This is a genomic window from Flexibacter flexilis DSM 6793 (genome assembly GCF_900112255.1).
Lineage (GTDB): Bacteria > Bacteroidota > Bacteroidia > Cytophagales > Flexibacteraceae > Flexibacter > Flexibacter flexilis.
Genome location: NZ_FOLE01000002.1, coordinates 269,510 through 286,116 on the forward strand (window position 1 = coordinate 269,510; position 16,607 = coordinate 286,116).

The window sequence follows — 16,607 nt, forward strand, 5'->3', positions numbered from 1 at the left end:
AGATTATTACTTATAAAGCTCAAGCAAACGCGCTACGATTCTTTCGGCGGTTTTGCCATCCCAAAGTTCAGGAATCGCGCCTTTTTTCCACTCGCCTTTATGAATGCGCGTAAACGCTGGCGCAATGGCCGACGGATTTGTTCCGATCAGCTCGTTGCTGCCCACGGTTACCGTTTCGGGGCGTTCGGTATTGTCGCGCAGCGTCAGGCACGGAATGCCCATATAGGTTGTTTCTTCCTGAATACCACCCGAATCCGTTACGACAGCGTAAGCATTTTTTACCAAATAAATAAATTGCAAATAGCCCAACGGCTCTACGGTTTTGAGTTGCGGATATTCTACACCCAATTGCGCCAAAGTTTTCATGGTGCGCGGATGCACAGGGAAAATTACCGAAAAACCTTGCGTTACGGCCATTATTTCATCCAAATAGGCTTTGAGTTTGGCGGGGTCGTCCACGTTGGCAGGGCGGTGAAGCGTGAGCACCACATATTTTTTCGCGGCCAAAGCAAGGCTATTCCACCATTCGGGCTGTTCGATTTTGGGCAAATTGGCAATGAGTGTATCGATCATTGTATTGCCTACAAAATGAATTTGTTGTGGTTTTGTGCCTGTTTTAAGCAAATTTTGGTTGGCATAAACCGTCGTGGTAAAGAAATGATCGGCCAGCGCGTCGGTAACGATGCGGTTAATTTCTTCGGGCATGGTCATGTCAAACGAACGAATGCCCGCTTCCACGTGTACCACTTGCGTATTGAGTTTTTTGGCCACAATGCTACAAGCCATTGTAGAAGTAACATCGCCTACCACCAACACCACGTCCGTAGGATGAGCGAGCATTTCTTCTTCAAAACGCACCATAATTTGACCCGTTTGTACGGCTTGGCTACCCGAACCCGCTTCCAAATTGGCGTGTGGGTGCGGAATGTTAAGCTGTTCAAAAAACGTATCGCTCAAGCGTTTGTCGTAGTGCTGACCCGTGTGAATGAGTCGGTAAGAAATGTCCGCGCCTTTGGCTTGTGCGGCATGTATGGCATGAATGATAGGAGCTATCTTCATGAAGTTGGGGCGTGCGCCACCGACGATGGTAAGTTTCATATTATAATCAAAAATATAGGAAGTTAGCCTTCCAATTCAACATAAAAATGTTTGATTTTGCCAGATTTAGGGCGGTCTATGGCTTGCTTACGGGCAAAAGTAGCCGTAAGGCCAGGCTCTAAGTACATGTCCATTTTTTCTTGGACTTGTCGTTTTTCGTCTTCGTTTAGCTCTCTTTCTGCCACGTATTCAAACAAGAAAAGATTATGTTTTTTCTGTCTAATAACAAATTCTTTCATAATACCACCTTGTTCGAGCAAACTCTTAGACACATAATAAAACGTAAGACCAGGTACGCGTCTGCCGCTTGGCAATAGTGCCACATCATTCACGCGCCCAGAAAGTTGTTGCAAAACAGGATATTTGCCTTTGCGTTGCGGAGCGATAATGCCCATATCTCCGATTTGGTAACGAACGAACGGCATCGCTTTATTAAAATAAGAAGACACAATTACTTTTCCTTCTTGGCCATCAGGAAGAGGAATGTTATTATTGTCCACTATCTCAAAATGCAGGGTTTCATTGGTGATGAGCCAATCTCCTTGTCGGTCTGTAAATGCAATAAAGTCAAGCTCAGAAGCCCCATATTCATTGACCATTGGCACGCCAAAGGCTTTTTCAATCACAGCTCGGTCTTCGGGTGTACAGGCTTCGGAAGTAACAATACTACACTTCAACGAAGGGCAGACCTGATTAAGCGGCTGCGGCTTTTGCAACACATATTTAGCAAAAATAGCCACAGAACTCGTATAACCATAAATGTATTTAAACGGAATACGCGTAAAACGTTGGTAAAATTCTTCTAACACTTCATCCGACAAATTAAAAACAGGGAAGCGCAAGCGATTAGCTAAAAAGTCTTTTATTTTTTCTTTGTAGTATCCCTGAAAAGTAAGCGGAATACCGTAAAAACGAGCTTGTTTATCACCTGGGTTAAGATCATGCCAACGATACCTTTCCATAATTAAAGCCCACGTCATGGCGTGTGCAAATTTATCTTTGGCAAAGAAAAAAGGATGCCCTGATGAGCCTGAAGTATTATTTACATAGCAATTCTTCAAAGAAAAACCATCACTAATCAATTGCTCCAGCGGCTTTTGCAAATGTGCTTTTGTCAAGATTGGCACTTGCTCCCAAGAGGCAGGCATACGCCCGCCTAACAAATCACGATAATGTTTGTTGTGCTGATAATGGTGTTTGATTATATCCCATTTTTGCTGTTCTTGCCAAGTCGCAAAATCAGCCTCGCTCATCTGCTGAATAGATTTTAGTTTAGCTTTAGCCTCTTCTATGGGAATTCCTTTTAGCTTTAATGTTAGTTCAAATAAATTCATAGCTGTCTTTAATAATTAGCGTAAAAAAAACGTTGAACTTTGTTTTTAAGCTGCGCAGGCCAATCTTTATACATACACGGTTTCTCTACTGCTACAAAAAATAAAGCAGAAACAAGGAATAATATAGGCAGAATAATTATAGCCTGAATTAACACATTAACCGACAACGAATATTGTGTTAAAAAGAAAAACTTTGTGTTGGATACCAAGCCTATAATTAGTGCATAATGAATTAAATAAATAGTGTAACACATCCCACCAATTGTGGCAATCCAAGGACGTGTAAATATATAATTAAACAATACACCTTTAAAAACTGCAACAAAGAAAACGACAATGGCCAACGAAAAAATTACAGGAGCAATTAAGCTATCATTCACATGATAAGATAGAAATAAAATAATCACCGCCATTATCCCTAAACCATCAGCCCAATATACTTTTGAACCTGTGAAAAATTGCCGATATTGTACAAATAACTCTGTAAATAAAAAGCCTGCAAAAAAAGCATAAAAATAAACAAATATCGACTTTCTAAGATGAAAAAATTCTATTTGTTCTTTAAAAACAAGAGGAAGCACTGCTCCTATAACAATGAGCAACAAAATTACAATCCTTCTTAATTGGCGATTTTTGATAGCAAATAGCGTAGCTAACAAAGGAGCTAAAATATAAAATTGAACTTCTACCTCTAAGCTCCAAGCAACAGGATTTACAATACTCCACTTATTATAAATAATGCTATGTACATAAAAAAGGCTAGCAATTAAGTTGGGAAATATTTGACCAAAAGTATAAAAACCTAATATAATTTGAGCAACAAAAAACAACCCTAATATCAGTATATAGGGCGGTTCTAATCTTGTAAGTCTGCGCAAAAAATAATCTTTTATATTGACTTTTTTAGTTTTTATCAAATAATGTTGGGCAAATGGTAATGATAAAATAAAACCACTGATAGCAAAAAAAACACTAACACCCAAACTTCCTTTATGAATAATACTGGAAAAAAAATCTGTTTCAATAATATTTTTAGAAGCTCGATGAACAGCGGTATTAAGATGATAAATAACTACAGTAATTATAGCAAAAAAGCGAAGTCCATCTATTTCAGGAATAAACGCCTTATTAGCTGTAACCCTTGCCAATTTTTCTAAGCAAAATTTATTGATTTGTTGTAGTTTATTCATAATCAATCTAGTTCTTTATATTTTTGGCCAATTCTTCCACACAATCAACAAATGGTTTGGCAAAAATCTCAAGTGTTTGTTTCGTCCTAACCGTTTCCAAGCCATTTTTGGCCATTTGTAAACGTAGTTCAGGAGAATCTATTAGTTTGACCAACGCAGCCGTGAGTTGTTGATGATTTTCAGGGTCGAATAAGAGTCCATCAGAACCATCTGTTACACTTTGTGGCGTACCACCTACACGTGTAGCCACTACAGGGCAACCGAAAGCTCTTGCCTCAACCAACACGCGGGGTGTACCCTCTACGCGCGAAGCCAACACCAAGGCATGCGAGTTTTTATATAAGTTAAATAATTTCTCCCCAAAAGGAACTGTACCTAAAAAAGCAATATCTGCCTCATATTTTTGTACAATGCCCTTATACTCTGGGTTCATTTCAAAAAACAAATCCTTAGTTACGCCCGCAAAAGACAAACGTACATCTTTGCCCATCGCTTTGAGGTCAGCAAATGACTGCATGAGCAAGTCTATTCCTTTTTCAAGGCTCGGACGCCCAACAAAAAGAATAGAAAATGGGTTGGCTTTCAATTGAATTTCTTCTGGGCTAATGAGTTGATATTCGTGAATACAAGAAGAAATCACTTGAATTGGGTTGTATTCTTTATACACCTCAACAAGTTCCCCCCCATTAGCAATCACACGAACATTTGGCCTTGCAAATAAACGACGATGTACCCAATCGATCACATTAGCAAAAGCAACTGAAACCATTTTTTTAGCCCCAATATACTTTACAGGATTTTCAGCTGCGACTAATACATTAGTACAAAGTTGATATACAACAGGTTTACGCAAAGTAAGTAAAGCAAAAAAGGATACGAATGAGAGTTGTACAATCAATATATCGTGTTCTTCCTGCATTTTTTGCAACTGCTTACGAATTTTAAATGTATTCCGCAAACCAGCAGCAAAGCTCAATGGTCCTTCTAATTTATAGAGCTTATTAGGTTTAAACTCCATAATATGTTGTACTTTTTTGTCTTTATCTTCATATATAGCAATCCCCATATCTGGATACGTTTTGAGTAATTCAGCAATCAATGAGCCATCGTATCCATTAAATAAAAATGTTTTGTCGTCTGGGAAAAAAGCCCAGCGGCTTGAAACAAATCCAACTCTAGGTTTCTTGTTGTGTGTTACTGTATTGCTCATTTATTCTTGTTTTGAAATGAAAAATCATATACGAATATAACAATCCTAAACAACCCATAAAATTAGGGTTGTACAAAATTTCGCGGGTAAAGAGTGCCCTTATAAAAAATAAAACTAATCCACCTTGAATCAAAAGTAAGGCATTTTTATAATTATAATATCCAATGGACGGAGACTTTACAATCCCCCTAGGTGGCTTACCCATGCTTACAAAAAAGAGTATAAAAAAGATAAAAGTTAATAACCCTCCTCCCCCTGCAACAGCACCATATATGTTATGTGGATCTATTTCAGGACCTGATACATCTAATCTGTGAGCTAATTCTTCCCTTAAGCCATCTAACCCTAAACCCAATATAGGATGCTCCAAACCAAGCTGCATGGATGTCAATATTAAAAGTTCTCTTTTATTGTCTGATTCATAACCATCAGTTGTTTTATTTAGCTTATGCTCTACAATATCAGCCGCAAAATTTATAACAGCTATGTAGCCTATGATCATTAAAACACCTCCTATTATAATTGTTTTAATAGATATCCCCATTCGGACAACGGCCACAGCAAAGACAACCATTGCTCCAACCCACCCAGAGCGATTCGCAGACAATACCAAACCTATCAATAAAATAAAAACAACACTCAAAAAAATTGCAACCTTAATTATATTACGCTCTTCGTAACTATGTAAAAGCAATATGATAGATAAATATAAACCAGGCAATGTATATAGTGATTGAGCATTTTTATTGCCCAGACCTTCCAAAGCATTAGTACCAGCTAAACGAGACCCGCCCCCTGCATCTACTTTTCCCAATGTCGTATAAGCAATATACACCGCACAAAGAATAAAACCGTAGCTTATGTATTCAAAATCTTTCTCGGAATGAACCACTTGCGTAAAAAAAAGGAGTGTAACCAACCCTCCGCCTACTTTAAAAGCTTCGGAAAAAGGGCTATCATTCTGTAGATTAGCTATTGAATAAAAAGCATAAAACAATACCATATACTTATAAGAACTATTAGATATATTAGTTACATTAATATTCTTAATAAGTATTAGCAATGGCATCACTAGCAGATATGGGTGAACATATAGTCCTGCTATATTAATTCTATAGGCAGATGACGTAGAGGCTATAAATAGCAAGCTCACTATAATTCCCCCCCAAGCCTGTTTAGATAATTTATCTTCAAGTTTGGGGAGGACTTTTTGAGATAACTGTTCTTCGGAGTGTAAAAATAGTGGGTCTTCCATGTTATACCTGTGCTTCCATTTTCTTAATAACCTTGGCAGGAACACCTGCAATTACACTATTTTCTTCTGAAAAAGGTTTTGTACAAACAGAACCAGCCCCCCCACCACACATCCATTTGGTATATTTGTTCCCATCAATAAAGAACTATTGCCGCCTATCCAGCAACCACTTCCTATATGAATATGCCCTCGCTCAAAGCCTGTAAAATAATCTTTTCCATCAAAAGTATGATTACCAGCAGCAACTAACACCATTGGCCCAAACAAAACTCTATCGCCTATTGTAATATTGCCACCCATTAATTGACATCCCATATTAATATGCACTCCATAGCCAACACTTATCCACTGAGGATTTTTTAGCAGTACATCATGCCCTACTCTAAAGTCTCCTTTACAATCTTTGAGAACCCAACTATAAAGCCATCCCCTGAATAAATTAACTTTTTCTGTTTCTGGCAAGAAAAACAAGATGGTTCGTACTGACCATGTATAAAAACGAATTATTATATTTTTCATAGTTAATATTATTTTTTATACTGCCCCCTTACTAAATTTGTAATAGCAATACCTACAGGCCCTAACAATAACAACAATACATAAACAATAAAATATTTGTTAAAGGCCACTTTCGAGGGATATGTTGCCAAACCCATAAAAAGTATCCGTAAAGACTTAAGCCAAAAGCCCTTCGATAACTCTCCAATCCCATGTTTAAAGATTGTATTTTTCACAAAGGCCTCTTGTACTTGTGTAGTAGTCAAACCTGATTTCTGAAGCATACGCGCATCTATTTCCATAGACGTGCGATATTCATCCACCATATACTTCAAATGCCCAGAGCTTGCTTGTTGTGCCGTCTGATTATTAGGATGTATCCGATAATCAAACAACTTAACATCAAGTAAATATACATATTCTACTTCAGCCAATAACTTTAAATGAAACCACTTATCTGGATTGATGATACGACTGCTACCATACCCCCCTACCCCTTCATAGGCTTCACGAGAGAAACATGTAGCTAAAAAATCAAGTGGGTTAGCAGAATATAAAATACAGCGTTTTAACATCTCATCTGCACTTATTTTATATATTTTATACCCCATTGCGGCCGTTAAAGATTGGTCTATATCTGACTCTTTCCAAAGATTAGCATTGCGCCCTCCGTGCGTAGTGGATGTGGTTGGCTTATCATCAGGATCTATAATTCCGATTCTTGACGAAAAAGCAACAGGCTTATTACCAATTAATTGTATAAATTTTTTATATTCTGCCAATGCGTTTGAACGCATCAAATCATCCGAAGAAAGCATAATGCAATAAGGCTCTTTTGCCAATGCACCTGCTCTGTCCAGATTGCCTGCAAAGCCTACATTACACGAGTTTATTACATAGCGTAAATTCTTGCCTTGTTTAATAAAATCTTCCACAATAGCCACAGAACTATCAGTGCTTTTATTATCAGCAATAACTATTTCAAAATCTTGTTCTGTTTGACTCAGCACACTTTGAATAGTACGCCCCAAGTATTTTTCGTAATTATAATTAGGAATACAAATCGAAAACATATCTTATTTGTGTGAATGTGAATGAAGTATTTGCTCGTAAAGTGCTTTTATTCTTTTGCCCAAAATAGGCATATCAAAATCCTGCTCCACCGTAACTCTGCCAGCATTACCAAGCTGCTGACGCAAGGCAGAATCCTCAGTCAATAATTTAATTTTATCGCAAATATATGCTATGTCATTTTCTGGGACAAGAAAACCATTATAACCGTCGCGTACCATTTGCAAAGCACCGCCCTCATTAAGCCCTATGACAGGAATAGCCGCGGCCATCGCCTCCACAAATACGCGCCCGAAAGATTCAAATCTGTTGGGGTGAACCATGATGTCTATTTCTGCCCAAAAAACTTCAGGTTTTGTGCCATGCCCCATAAACTTAAATTGTTCGTCCGACAAACCTAAACTTTTTTTCAGCGCATTTAATTCAAGCCAATAGGCATCTGTGGTCGGCGGAATTTTCCCATAAATTCTAAACTCTACATTCGATAAAGTCTTGAGTTTTCCTGCTATTTTGACAAATAACGTATGGTTTTTCCAGCGAGCATCCAGCGAAGCAACCATCCCAACTACTATTTTTTTATCAATAGAATTAGTATGCGTCTTCGGTTTAAACTTTTGTACATCTATGGCATTGGGGATCGTACAAATCTTATTCGTATCAGCCATAAAAGGGGCAATGCAATCATAAGTTACATTGGAGTTAGCAACAATCATAGCAGACTGTTTCTCAATGGTTTGTACCCATTTCTGATGATTTCCAAACTGATAATGCTTATCATCGCCGACCAACTCGCGAATATGCCAAATGTGCGGCAATCCCATTTTTTGAGCCAAAATAGCCCCTTCCGTATTGACAGCCGTAGAGGTATGCACTATATCAATTTTTTCGTCTCTAACAATTTGGGCTAATTGAGCCTGAAACTTATGACCGCGTAACGTGCCTAAGCTCAATTTCATTTCCAAAAGCGGACGCTTCCAAAGTACCGTTCTGATTTTGTCATTTGCTCTATACAATGGCAAAAAGATGACTTTACCACCCAACATTTTTTTTATTTCATCGCGGCGAGCTTGTGTGCCGTTTTTTTCACAGACCAAATATGAGTCGATTCCTTGTTTTTTGAGTTGCTCGATGAGCTCGAATGTCGAATAGGCAGAACCACCCGATACGGCATTTAATACGTGCAAGACTTTCATTTTATAAAATATTGGTTTGCAAATAGGCTTCAAATTGGGCTTTAGCCTCAGGCGTACCCATATCCCACATTTCGTCGGCTTGCGAAATGCCCACCAATCCGCCTTGCGCTATAATTTTCTGATAAACAGGAATGACATAGTATTCTCCGCGTGTCGTTTCTTGATTGGCTATCATTTCTTTGGCCAAACTCACCAGTTGAGAGCCGTCCGAGAAATAATACAAACCCGTACTGGCATGGTCTGAAATACGGACTTTTTCGGCCACTTCTACCACTTTACCTTTTTCGTCGGTTCGGGCAAAACTCCACTGGCTGCCCGCCAAATTGGCCACAGAAATAAGTCCCTTACAATCAGATACTTTGTCGGCAATATGACTCGCCATTTCAGATTTAATATAAGTGTCTGAGGCAGCAATTAGTACATCTTCCGAAGAGTTAAGATATGCTTCCGCAGCCAACACCGTACACAATTGGCCTTGTGTTACGTCTTCCAAAAATACAAATTTAGCTTTATCGCCGATGGCCTGCGTAATAAGAGATACTACATCATAACGCTCCTGATGCTCGAGCAGCACCACAAAAATTATTTCTGAATAATCGAATTTCTCTAAACTCTTAATAGCCCACAAAACCATTGGTTTGCCAGCCACTTCTATCAAGGGTTTGGGCGTTTGGTAGCCTCTATCAGCAAAACGCGAGCCTCTGCCCGCCATCGGGACAATAATTTTCATAAGATATGTCTGTAGATAAGAGAGATTATTTGTTTCGTAGTGGCGTATTCTTGCAAGAACACTTGATTATTTTTCTTTACGCAAATCTTCCAAAAGTTCGTCTGTTACTTCTGCCCACGAATGAAAGCGCAAAGCACGGTCATCTATGTACAACTCGGCATTGGGTTTTCCGAAGAAAATTTCATCATACGGAATATCGTGTTTGTCGAGCCATTCCAGCGTAATTTTACCTACGTTTTTCATTACCTTTCCTACGTTAGCCTCGCAAGTAGCCATATTACGTGCCGTACTGATAATCAAATAATGGCCTTGTGCTTTTAGCTCTTTCATGCGCTCTACGGCGTGCGGCAATGGCGGCAATTCTGCATATTTTTCGTGTTTTTGGCGAATGGGGCAAAGTGTGCCGTCGAGGTCAATTACAATTCTCATAGTATATTTATAAATCAAAAAAATAATTACAAAACCTGATTAAGCAACTGAATGCCAGTTAAATACATCAATTTCTGACGCATCGGTTTGCCCTGATGATATGGCACCATCGAAACGAAAAGCAATCCTTCTATAAACTTAATCTCATGCAAATCGTAGTTGTTGGCCACTACCTGCTCATCAAAAGCGGCGGCGGCATCGGCATAACTATCATTGGCATAAATGCTATACTCAAAGTCAGTGTCCGAAAGCTGCGCAAAACTAAAAATATCCGCAATGATATAGTCATATAGCCCACAAATACTATGACGCAATTTTGCTACGTCATAACGCGGGTCGCCATAAATACCAGCCTTACCAAAGCTACCACGCGGGTCGATAAGCCTTACAATATGATTATTTATATCATACAAAATATTTGACAAACAATAGTCGCCATGTAAAACTGTAGCCTGCGCATTAGCCGCCAACGCATTGGCTTTCTGTTCAATACGCTCACGCAGCAAGTTGAAATTTTGGAATGTTTGGCCATTAATAGTGAGCGTATCTGCTTCTAGCCATGTGCGCCATTCGGGTTCTTGCTCTCTGAGCATATCCATACGCTCCAGCGTTTTAGCCCAATACATATCGGCAATCTCTTCGGGCATTAACTCGCCCTTATAGCTACTGATAAGTTTGTGAACCTTAAACAAGTTTTGCAACGCAGTATTCCAAATTTGTCCATCCAGATTGCCGTACAAATACAACTCGGCCATATTAGGATAGCCATAATATTCTTGCGTAATAATCACCTCATTATCAGATGTTTCTTGCTCAATAATGCGAGGTGTAAGCAATTTAAGTTGTTCGGGAAGAAGTTTATACCAATTCAGTTCGTCGGCTAACTTCGCACTTTTTTGGCTGCGTTTGGTAACCGTAGAAAGTACAGGGTCTATTTGCAACGAGTTGAAAAAACGAGATTGCAACAGGCTGCGTTTGGCTTGCACGAAATGATCTATATGCCCAAAATCAAACCAACGTTGAGCAGGTTGTATCTTGATTTTTCGCTGCTTGTTATAAAAATCAAGCATAACACTTAGCTCTTTTGCCCCGCTGTTAATGGCCTCTCTGGTTGCTTTTTTGGCCAACGTAATATCTGTCAAATGATAATAACCCGTCAGAGCAGTCAGGCCAGCTTTATGTATTTTTTCTTTGCTTTTATCATAAAACTGCTGAATAAGTCCCTGTTTATCAGCTTCTACCAAACACCAATTGCGAGGCGTATCGTATTGCCCCACAAACACAAAGTCTGTATCAGAGCTGACGTTATCTTGAATAAGCGTATCGCCCAAGATAATATGCACGCCGCAGGGTTGGTTAATGGCATTCAGGCCATTGAGCAGAGAAGTAAGAATCGTGCCTGCTTCATTGACAAAAGCAAAATCAACTTGAATACGGCCTTGGTAAGCCCAAGACAAAAAATTATATAATTGATGGTTTTGGGTTTGCAATACCACCACCACTTGTAGTATATTTTTAGCTATCAAATCATCTAATATCCAGCCGATTACAGGCTTGCCATTGACAGGAATCATGGCATTGGACACGTTGGTTCCGATAGGCAGATTGGAATAATTAATATTTCCTCCGCAAAGAATAATAGCAGGAGAATTTGAATTCATATCTTAACTTTTAAAATCTAATGAAAACGCCCAGCCGCTTTATGCGCCTGAAACTCCTCAATATTTCTATATTTAATAATTTTAGCGGGATTGCCACCCACAATAGCAAAATCAGGTACATCTTTAGCAACCACAGAGCCAGCCGCCACGATAGCACCTTCGCCAATGGTGATACCAGGTATAATTGTAACATTATTACCTAACCACACAAAATCTTTGATAATAACAGGTTTGTCTATACGCTCGGGGCCGTAAGGAATAGCATTTGTGTTTTCGTAGTTATGATTGGTAGAAATAATCGTAAGATTAGAACCCGTATGAAAATAACTTCCGATGCGCACTTCCCCACTTCCGACTAATGTAACATTGGGGTTAAAATTTACATGATCACCCAAAGTAACATGCTTACCAAATCCTTTTATTTGACCATTGACTTTCAATCCTTTACCCACTTGCTTGCATACGCGTTGCAAATGATGAGCGTATATTTGATTATAATTAAACTTCTTTTTGATTCGTGGTAAAAATGTAAACTCCCAACGATACCAAATTTTTTGTATCAAACTAAGCGACATTTTTATTCTTCTTTTTTCTGTTTTTTAGAACATTCAGGGCTTGCCTCATGCGTGCCGACTCAGACTTATTGCGGAAAAAAACAATAGCGATACCCAACACAAAACCAATAGACAATAGTAATCGTAAACCAAATTTTGGCCATATACCCAAGTCAGAAGCCCAATAATTATTAGCAAAAATGACAGCAGCAGCCACTAACAAACAAGCCAAAACAGAGAGCCAATCATAAGCAACTTTAAAAATACTTTGGGCATAAAAATACACTAACACTGCCATCGTTAGCCAGCCGCACGAAGTAGCAATACCCGCACCTGCCGTTCCAAATTTATTGATAAATAGGGCGGCTGTTAGAAAAGTAACCATAAATCCCGAAAAACTAATAAACGGAAGTAATTTCATGGATTTTCCAAGCTCAATACCCGTACCCAGCATCCAATACAGTCCCGTACAAATAGGAATCAATGACAAATACACCAATAACGATGCTGCTTCATAAAATTTGGAGTTCACAGACCATACGAATACATAAGGCATCCATAAAGCCATCATCGTAAAGACAAACAAAATGGCAGCCAAATAATAGTTAAAAATTGACCCAAACGTAAATGCGGCTTTTTCACCCTCAGACTTATGCAAATGAAATTTGTAAGGGCCCCAAGATTGCTGCACGGCATTGGTTATCATCACCAAAGGCATCGTGAACTTCCATGCAATATTATACAAACCTGCTTGCTCAATACTAAGCATTGTTTTTACCATAAATTGCCCGTACATACTCATGCCAATGGCCTGTAAATGATGCGGTACTGCTGGCAAACCGAAACCTAGCATTCGCTTGAGTTCTGCCCATGAGAAATATCTAAAATTAGGGCGTGTTACTTGGCTAAACATATAGATAGCCGTCATTACATTGGCAATCAATAGGCCATAAAGCGAGCCATAAACCCCAAACTTGAACACGATTACTAACAAAATCGTAGTTCCCATGGATAGCATCAGGTTTACCAAAGAAATGGTTGCTACTTTTTTGGCTTTTCGCTCAATACGCAAAATAGCCAATGGCATGGCATCAATCGCACTAAAAAAAGCCGTAAAAACTGCAATAGACAAGTAACTCGTAGGAATGTCTTTATTTAAAAGAATAGCATTTATATGTGGTAAAAAAAGTAATGATAAGGCCAAGCCCATCAGAGCCAAGCTAATTACGGCAATATGTCCTGTGCTAATAATTTGTTTACGCTCCTCATCGGTTTCCGTATAGGTCATAAAACGAAAAACCGCCGAAGTCAGCCCCATATTAACTACTGGCGTAAATAACGAGGAATAAAGCGTAGTCATCGCCAAAATTCCGTAATCAGATGGCGATAAATACCCCGTATAAATAGGAACAAGAATAAAGTTGAGCAGCTGACTCAACACTTTACTCATGCCATAAATAGACGTATCTTTTCCTAACTCTTTTAATTTACTTAGTAATGACATCTATTTATTTTATTTTATACAAAAAAATACGATAACAACTATTATCAGACTCAAAAATATGTTCTAACTGTATTGCTAGATTATTAGCCGTATTTATCTTCACTGCCGATATCAAATACAAACAACCTGCCTCTTTCATTTTTTGATAATCCAAATCAAGATGCTGAATCTCTTTATTATTATTTTTGTAGTAATTTAAATCTATGCCCAATTCAGAGGAAAAGATATAACACCTACTACCAAATCCAATAAAATACTGTTTTATATCTTCATTTTTTGTTAATTCTTTGGCAATAACACTGCCAAACCAATGTTTATAAGACAAGGGATAATTGGACACATAACCATCCACAGTATAAAATGAATTATACTGTGTTACAGCAGGATGTAACCCTACACTTGCCACTTTATAAGAACTCAATGGTTTGTTTATATATTTTTTTATCCCATCGAAAAGTTCCTTGTCATAAAATTGAGCATACGTAGGAACAAAATTAACATTATTAATATCTTTTTTTGTAATGTTTTTGTATTGATAACTGGTTTTATAGAGATAAAAAAGTTGGAATATAAGCACGATTACAAATACCCACCCAACATACTTATAATTTAGATATGGCTTAATCGCAATTGCAACAAATATATAAGTGATTATTGGCAGAATAAAGAAAAGACGTTCCAATCTAAATGCTCTAAATACAACATATTTTTGATGTATTTCTACTATTGGATTATAGAGCCATAATGCAGAAAAAAAACTAATAAATAACATTGATGCTATCAATAAATAAGCGGTTTTATCTACTTTATATTTTTTCAAAACAAGAGATAAAAGAACGCTTATAAATGCTGTAACTAATATTATTTTAGAATTAATACTAGCATGAAAGTGGCCTGAAGAAAGCAATTTAAACCATTCTGGCAATAATTTAGGGTTGGTCGCTCCTGCAGTAATCAAATTGAATTCTACTCTATGAGGAACAAAATCAGACGGTAGTAATACCATCATAAATAATCGATAATCTACAACAACATAGAAAATACACAGTAGGCCAATAGCCAATAAATACTGTTTTTGTATTGATTTTCTTTGTAAAAAATCAATACAAAACAGTAGCCCTAATGCCAATAATATAAATATCCCAGCTAATACTAAAACAGAATAAAAAGGAAAAAATACAATAAAAAGATAGTCTTTATAAGAATAGTTTCCTTTTTTTATATTTAAAAAAGCTGACAACAAAAATGGCTGGCCTGCGACAGATAAACCCGCCGATGGCCAAAATGGTAATAAGGCAAAACAAGAACTCAATCCAAGTAGTATAATTAAATTTTGTAAATTACTAAAATCAACATCTTTCATTATATGTTTTTTTAGTAAAACAAACATTCCACAATAAGCTACTATACGGATTATGAACTGATTCAGTAATATTGCATAAAATGGAGAACAATACTCAAATAATAAGCTTATTATATTAAGCTCTGTGCCAAAAGATAAACGAGGAACCCCATTCATAATTTGTTGTACAGGGAAGAAATTAGAAGCAAAAAACAAGTCATTATCTGCCAGTGTTTTAAGCCAAATAACATTAGAATCCAGATTATCATGAATTAAAATATGTGCATTTTCTCCATAAATAATATATGGCAAAAAATAGACAACTAAAACCCCAAAAAGCACAAAGGACGCAAAATATATGCTATATTTATTTGATACCTTAATCATAATTCTAATTATAAAACTTTACAATTTCACTGATTACACGGGTTTGCTGCTCTTCCGAAAGCTCAAAATACAAAGGCAAACGAACCAATGTATCCGTATAAAAGTCAGATTCTGGCAACGCTCTTCCATCGTGTTTGTCTGCATAAAATGGGCTTGTATGCAATGATAAATAGTGAAAAACAGGATGTATATTTTCTTTTTTTAATGCGGCAATCAATGCTGTTCTTTCTGTCAAATCTTTCGTGATAATATAGAACATATGCGCATTATTAGTGGCAAAATCAGGCAAATAAGGCAGACGTAATTTACCTTGTTGCACCAGCGGAGATAAACCGTCCCAATAACGTTGCCAAATCTGGCGGCGTTGCGCCTGAATAGCGTCCATATTTTCTAATTGTGCATACAAAAACGCCGCAATAATATCAGAAGGTAAGAACGAAGAACCCACATCCACCCAACCATATTTATCTACCTCACCTCTAAAAAAGGAAGAACGGTTTGTTCCTTTTTCGCGGATAATTTCAGCACGTTTTACAAAACGTTCGTCATTGATCGCCAACATTCCGCCTTCACCCGAAATAATATTTTTGGTTTCGTGGAAAGAAAATGCCGCCAAATGGCCTATCGTACCCAAAGGCTTCTTCGTTCCGTCAGGCATTACATAGAAACTATCAATAGCCTGCGCTGCATCTTCAATCACATACAAATTATGTTTTTCGGCCAGTTCCATAATTTTACCCATATCGCAGGCAATCCCCGCATAATGCACGGGCACGATGGCTTTTGTTTTTGGCGTAATCAAGGCCTCAATTTTATCGGCATCAAGGTTAGGATTATCAGCATTACTATCCGCAAAAACTAGCTTTGCTCCACGCAACACAAACGCGTTAGCCGTTGAAACAAACGTATAGCTTGGCATAATCACTTCGTCATCTGGCTGTAAATCAATCAGAATAGCGGCCATTTCTAAGGCATCAGTACACGAAGTAGTGAGCAATACTTTCTTAAAGCCTAATTCTTTTTCGAAAAATTCATTACATTTTTTAGTAAAAACACCATCACCAGAGATTTTACCAGAAATAACGGCTTCTTTAATGTACTCAGTTTCTTTGCCCGTCATGTAGGGCTTATTAAATGGAATCATTTTGTAT

15 protein-coding genes are annotated in these 16,607 nt (G+C 37.8%); all 15 read right to left on the bottom strand.

Annotation, left to right across the window (positions count from 1 at the left end):
• Positions 1 to 6: 6 nt before the first annotated feature.
• On the bottom strand, positions 7 to 1,098 hold the full coding sequence (wecB, locus tag BM090_RS04980; RefSeq protein WP_091508480.1) for a non-hydrolyzing UDP-N-acetylglucosamine 2-epimerase: 1,092 nt from the start codon (positions 1,096 to 1,098) through the stop codon (positions 7 to 9).
• A gap of 23 nt (positions 1,099 to 1,121) precedes the next feature.
• Complete coding sequence (locus BM090_RS04985) at positions 1,122 to 2,432, bottom strand: phenylacetate--CoA ligase family protein (protein WP_091508482.1); 1,311 nt, start codon at positions 2,430 to 2,432, stop codon at positions 1,122 to 1,124.
• 8 nt (positions 2,433 to 2,440) lie between these two features.
• Complete coding sequence (locus BM090_RS04990) at positions 2,441 to 3,622, bottom strand: acyltransferase family protein (RefSeq protein WP_143083872.1); 1,182 nt, start codon at positions 3,620 to 3,622, stop codon at positions 2,441 to 2,443.
• A 7-nt stretch (positions 3,623 to 3,629) separates the two neighbouring features.
• Positions 3,630 to 4,832, bottom strand: coding sequence for a glycosyltransferase family 4 protein (locus BM090_RS04995; RefSeq protein ID WP_091508488.1), 1,203 nt, complete (start codon positions 4,830 to 4,832; stop codon positions 3,630 to 3,632).
• Positions 4,798 to 6,087 (bottom strand): O-antigen ligase family protein, encoded by a 1,290-nt coding sequence (locus tag BM090_RS05000; protein ID WP_143083873.1) that lies wholly within the window; start codon positions 6,085 to 6,087, stop codon positions 4,798 to 4,800. Before BM090_RS05000 ends, BM090_RS04995 begins: the two co-directional genes overlap by 35 nt.
• A 51-nt stretch (positions 6,088 to 6,138) precedes the next feature.
• Positions 6,139 to 6,606 carry an acyltransferase gene (locus tag BM090_RS05005; protein WP_091508492.1) on the bottom strand — a complete coding sequence of 156 codons (468 nt, stop codon included), beginning with the start codon at positions 6,604 to 6,606 and terminating at the stop codon, positions 6,139 to 6,141.
• 8 nt (positions 6,607 to 6,614) lie between these two features.
• Positions 6,615 to 7,658 carry a glycosyltransferase family 2 protein gene (locus BM090_RS05010; RefSeq protein WP_091508494.1) on the bottom strand — a complete coding sequence of 348 codons (1,044 nt, stop codon included), beginning with the start codon at positions 7,656 to 7,658 and terminating at the stop codon, positions 6,615 to 6,617.
• A gap of 3 nt (positions 7,659 to 7,661) precedes the next feature.
• Positions 7,662 to 8,849 carry a glycosyltransferase family 4 protein gene (locus BM090_RS05015; protein WP_091508497.1) on the bottom strand — a complete coding sequence of 396 codons (1,188 nt, stop codon included), beginning with the start codon at positions 8,847 to 8,849 and terminating at the stop codon, positions 7,662 to 7,664.
• Between the two features lies 1 nt (position 8,850).
• The gene (locus BM090_RS05020) at positions 8,851 to 9,579 is read right to left on the bottom strand and encodes a glycosyltransferase family 2 protein (RefSeq protein ID WP_091508500.1); all 729 of its coding nucleotides are present in this window, start codon (positions 9,577 to 9,579) and stop codon (positions 8,851 to 8,853) included.
• Between the two features lie 66 nt (positions 9,580 to 9,645).
• Positions 9,646 to 10,008 carry an HAD hydrolase family protein gene (locus tag BM090_RS05025; protein WP_091508504.1) on the bottom strand — a complete coding sequence of 121 codons (363 nt, stop codon included), beginning with the start codon at positions 10,006 to 10,008 and terminating at the stop codon, positions 9,646 to 9,648.
• Between the two features lie 26 nt (positions 10,009 to 10,034).
• On the bottom strand, positions 10,035 to 11,669 hold the full coding sequence (locus tag BM090_RS05030) for a sugar phosphate nucleotidyltransferase (protein ID WP_091508508.1): 1,635 nt from the start codon (positions 11,667 to 11,669) through the stop codon (positions 10,035 to 10,037).
• A gap of 17 nt (positions 11,670 to 11,686) precedes the next feature.
• Positions 11,687 to 12,232 (bottom strand): acyltransferase, encoded by a 546-nt coding sequence (locus BM090_RS18870; protein ID WP_317040727.1) that lies wholly within the window; start codon positions 12,230 to 12,232, stop codon positions 11,687 to 11,689.
• Between the two features lies 1 nt (position 12,233).
• A complete protein-coding gene (locus BM090_RS05040; protein ID WP_091508514.1) occupies positions 12,234 to 13,727 on the bottom strand; it encodes a lipopolysaccharide biosynthesis protein in 1,494 nt (497 codons plus the stop codon).
• Between the two features lie 4 nt (positions 13,728 to 13,731).
• The gene (locus BM090_RS05045; protein ID WP_091508517.1) at positions 13,732 to 15,456 is read right to left on the bottom strand and encodes a DUF6044 family protein; all 1,725 of its coding nucleotides are present in this window, start codon (positions 15,454 to 15,456) and stop codon (positions 13,732 to 13,734) included.
• Positions 15,457 to 15,460: 4 nt separating this feature from the next.
• Entirely contained in the window at positions 15,461 to 16,600 is a 1,140-nt protein-coding gene (gene rffA / locus BM090_RS05050; protein ID WP_091508520.1) for a dTDP-4-amino-4,6-dideoxygalactose transaminase, read from the bottom strand.
• Between the last annotated feature and the right edge of the window lie 7 nt (positions 16,601 to 16,607).

Coding starts and splice junctions, on each gene's coding strand:
- wecB (WP_091508480.1), bottom strand. CDS start 1,098: ATGAAACTTACCATCGTCGGTGGCGCACGCCCCAACTTCATGAAGATA.
- BM090_RS04985 (WP_091508482.1), bottom strand. CDS start 2,432: ATGAATTTATTTGAACTAACATTAAAGCTAAAAGGAATTCCCATAGAA.
- BM090_RS04990 (WP_143083872.1), bottom strand. CDS start 3,622: ATGAATAAACTACAACAAATCAATAAATTTTGCTTAGAAAAATTGGCA.
- BM090_RS04995 (WP_091508488.1), bottom strand. CDS start 4,832: ATGAGCAATACAGTAACACACAACAAGAAACCTAGAGTTGGATTTGTT.
- BM090_RS05000 (WP_143083873.1), bottom strand. CDS start 6,087: ATGGAAGACCCACTATTTTTACACTCCGAAGAACAGTTATCTCAAAAA.
- BM090_RS05005 (WP_091508492.1), bottom strand. CDS start 6,606: ATGAAAAATATAATAATTCGTTTTTATACATGGTCAGTACGAACCATC.
- BM090_RS05010 (WP_091508494.1), bottom strand. CDS start 7,658: ATGTTTTCGATTTGTATTCCTAATTATAATTACGAAAAATACTTGGGG.
- BM090_RS05015 (WP_091508497.1), bottom strand. CDS start 8,849: ATGAAAGTCTTGCACGTATTAAATGCCGTATCGGGTGGTTCTGCCTAT.
- BM090_RS05020 (WP_091508500.1), bottom strand. CDS start 9,579: ATGAAAATTATTGTCCCGATGGCGGGCAGAGGCTCGCGTTTTGCTGAT.
- BM090_RS05025 (WP_091508504.1), bottom strand. CDS start 10,008: ATGAGAATTGTAATTGACCTCGACGGCACACTTTGCCCCATTCGCCAA.
- BM090_RS05030 (WP_091508508.1), bottom strand. CDS start 11,669: ATGAATTCAAATTCTCCTGCTATTATTCTTTGCGGAGGAAATATTAAT.
- BM090_RS05040 (WP_091508514.1), bottom strand. CDS start 13,727: ATGTCATTACTAAGTAAATTAAAAGAGTTAGGAAAAGATACGTCTATT.
- BM090_RS05045 (WP_091508517.1), bottom strand. CDS start 15,456: ATGATTAAGGTATCAAATAAATATAGCATATATTTTGCGTCCTTTGTG.
- rffA (WP_091508520.1), bottom strand. CDS start 16,600: ATGATTCCATTTAATAAGCCCTACATGACGGGCAAAGAAACTGAGTAC.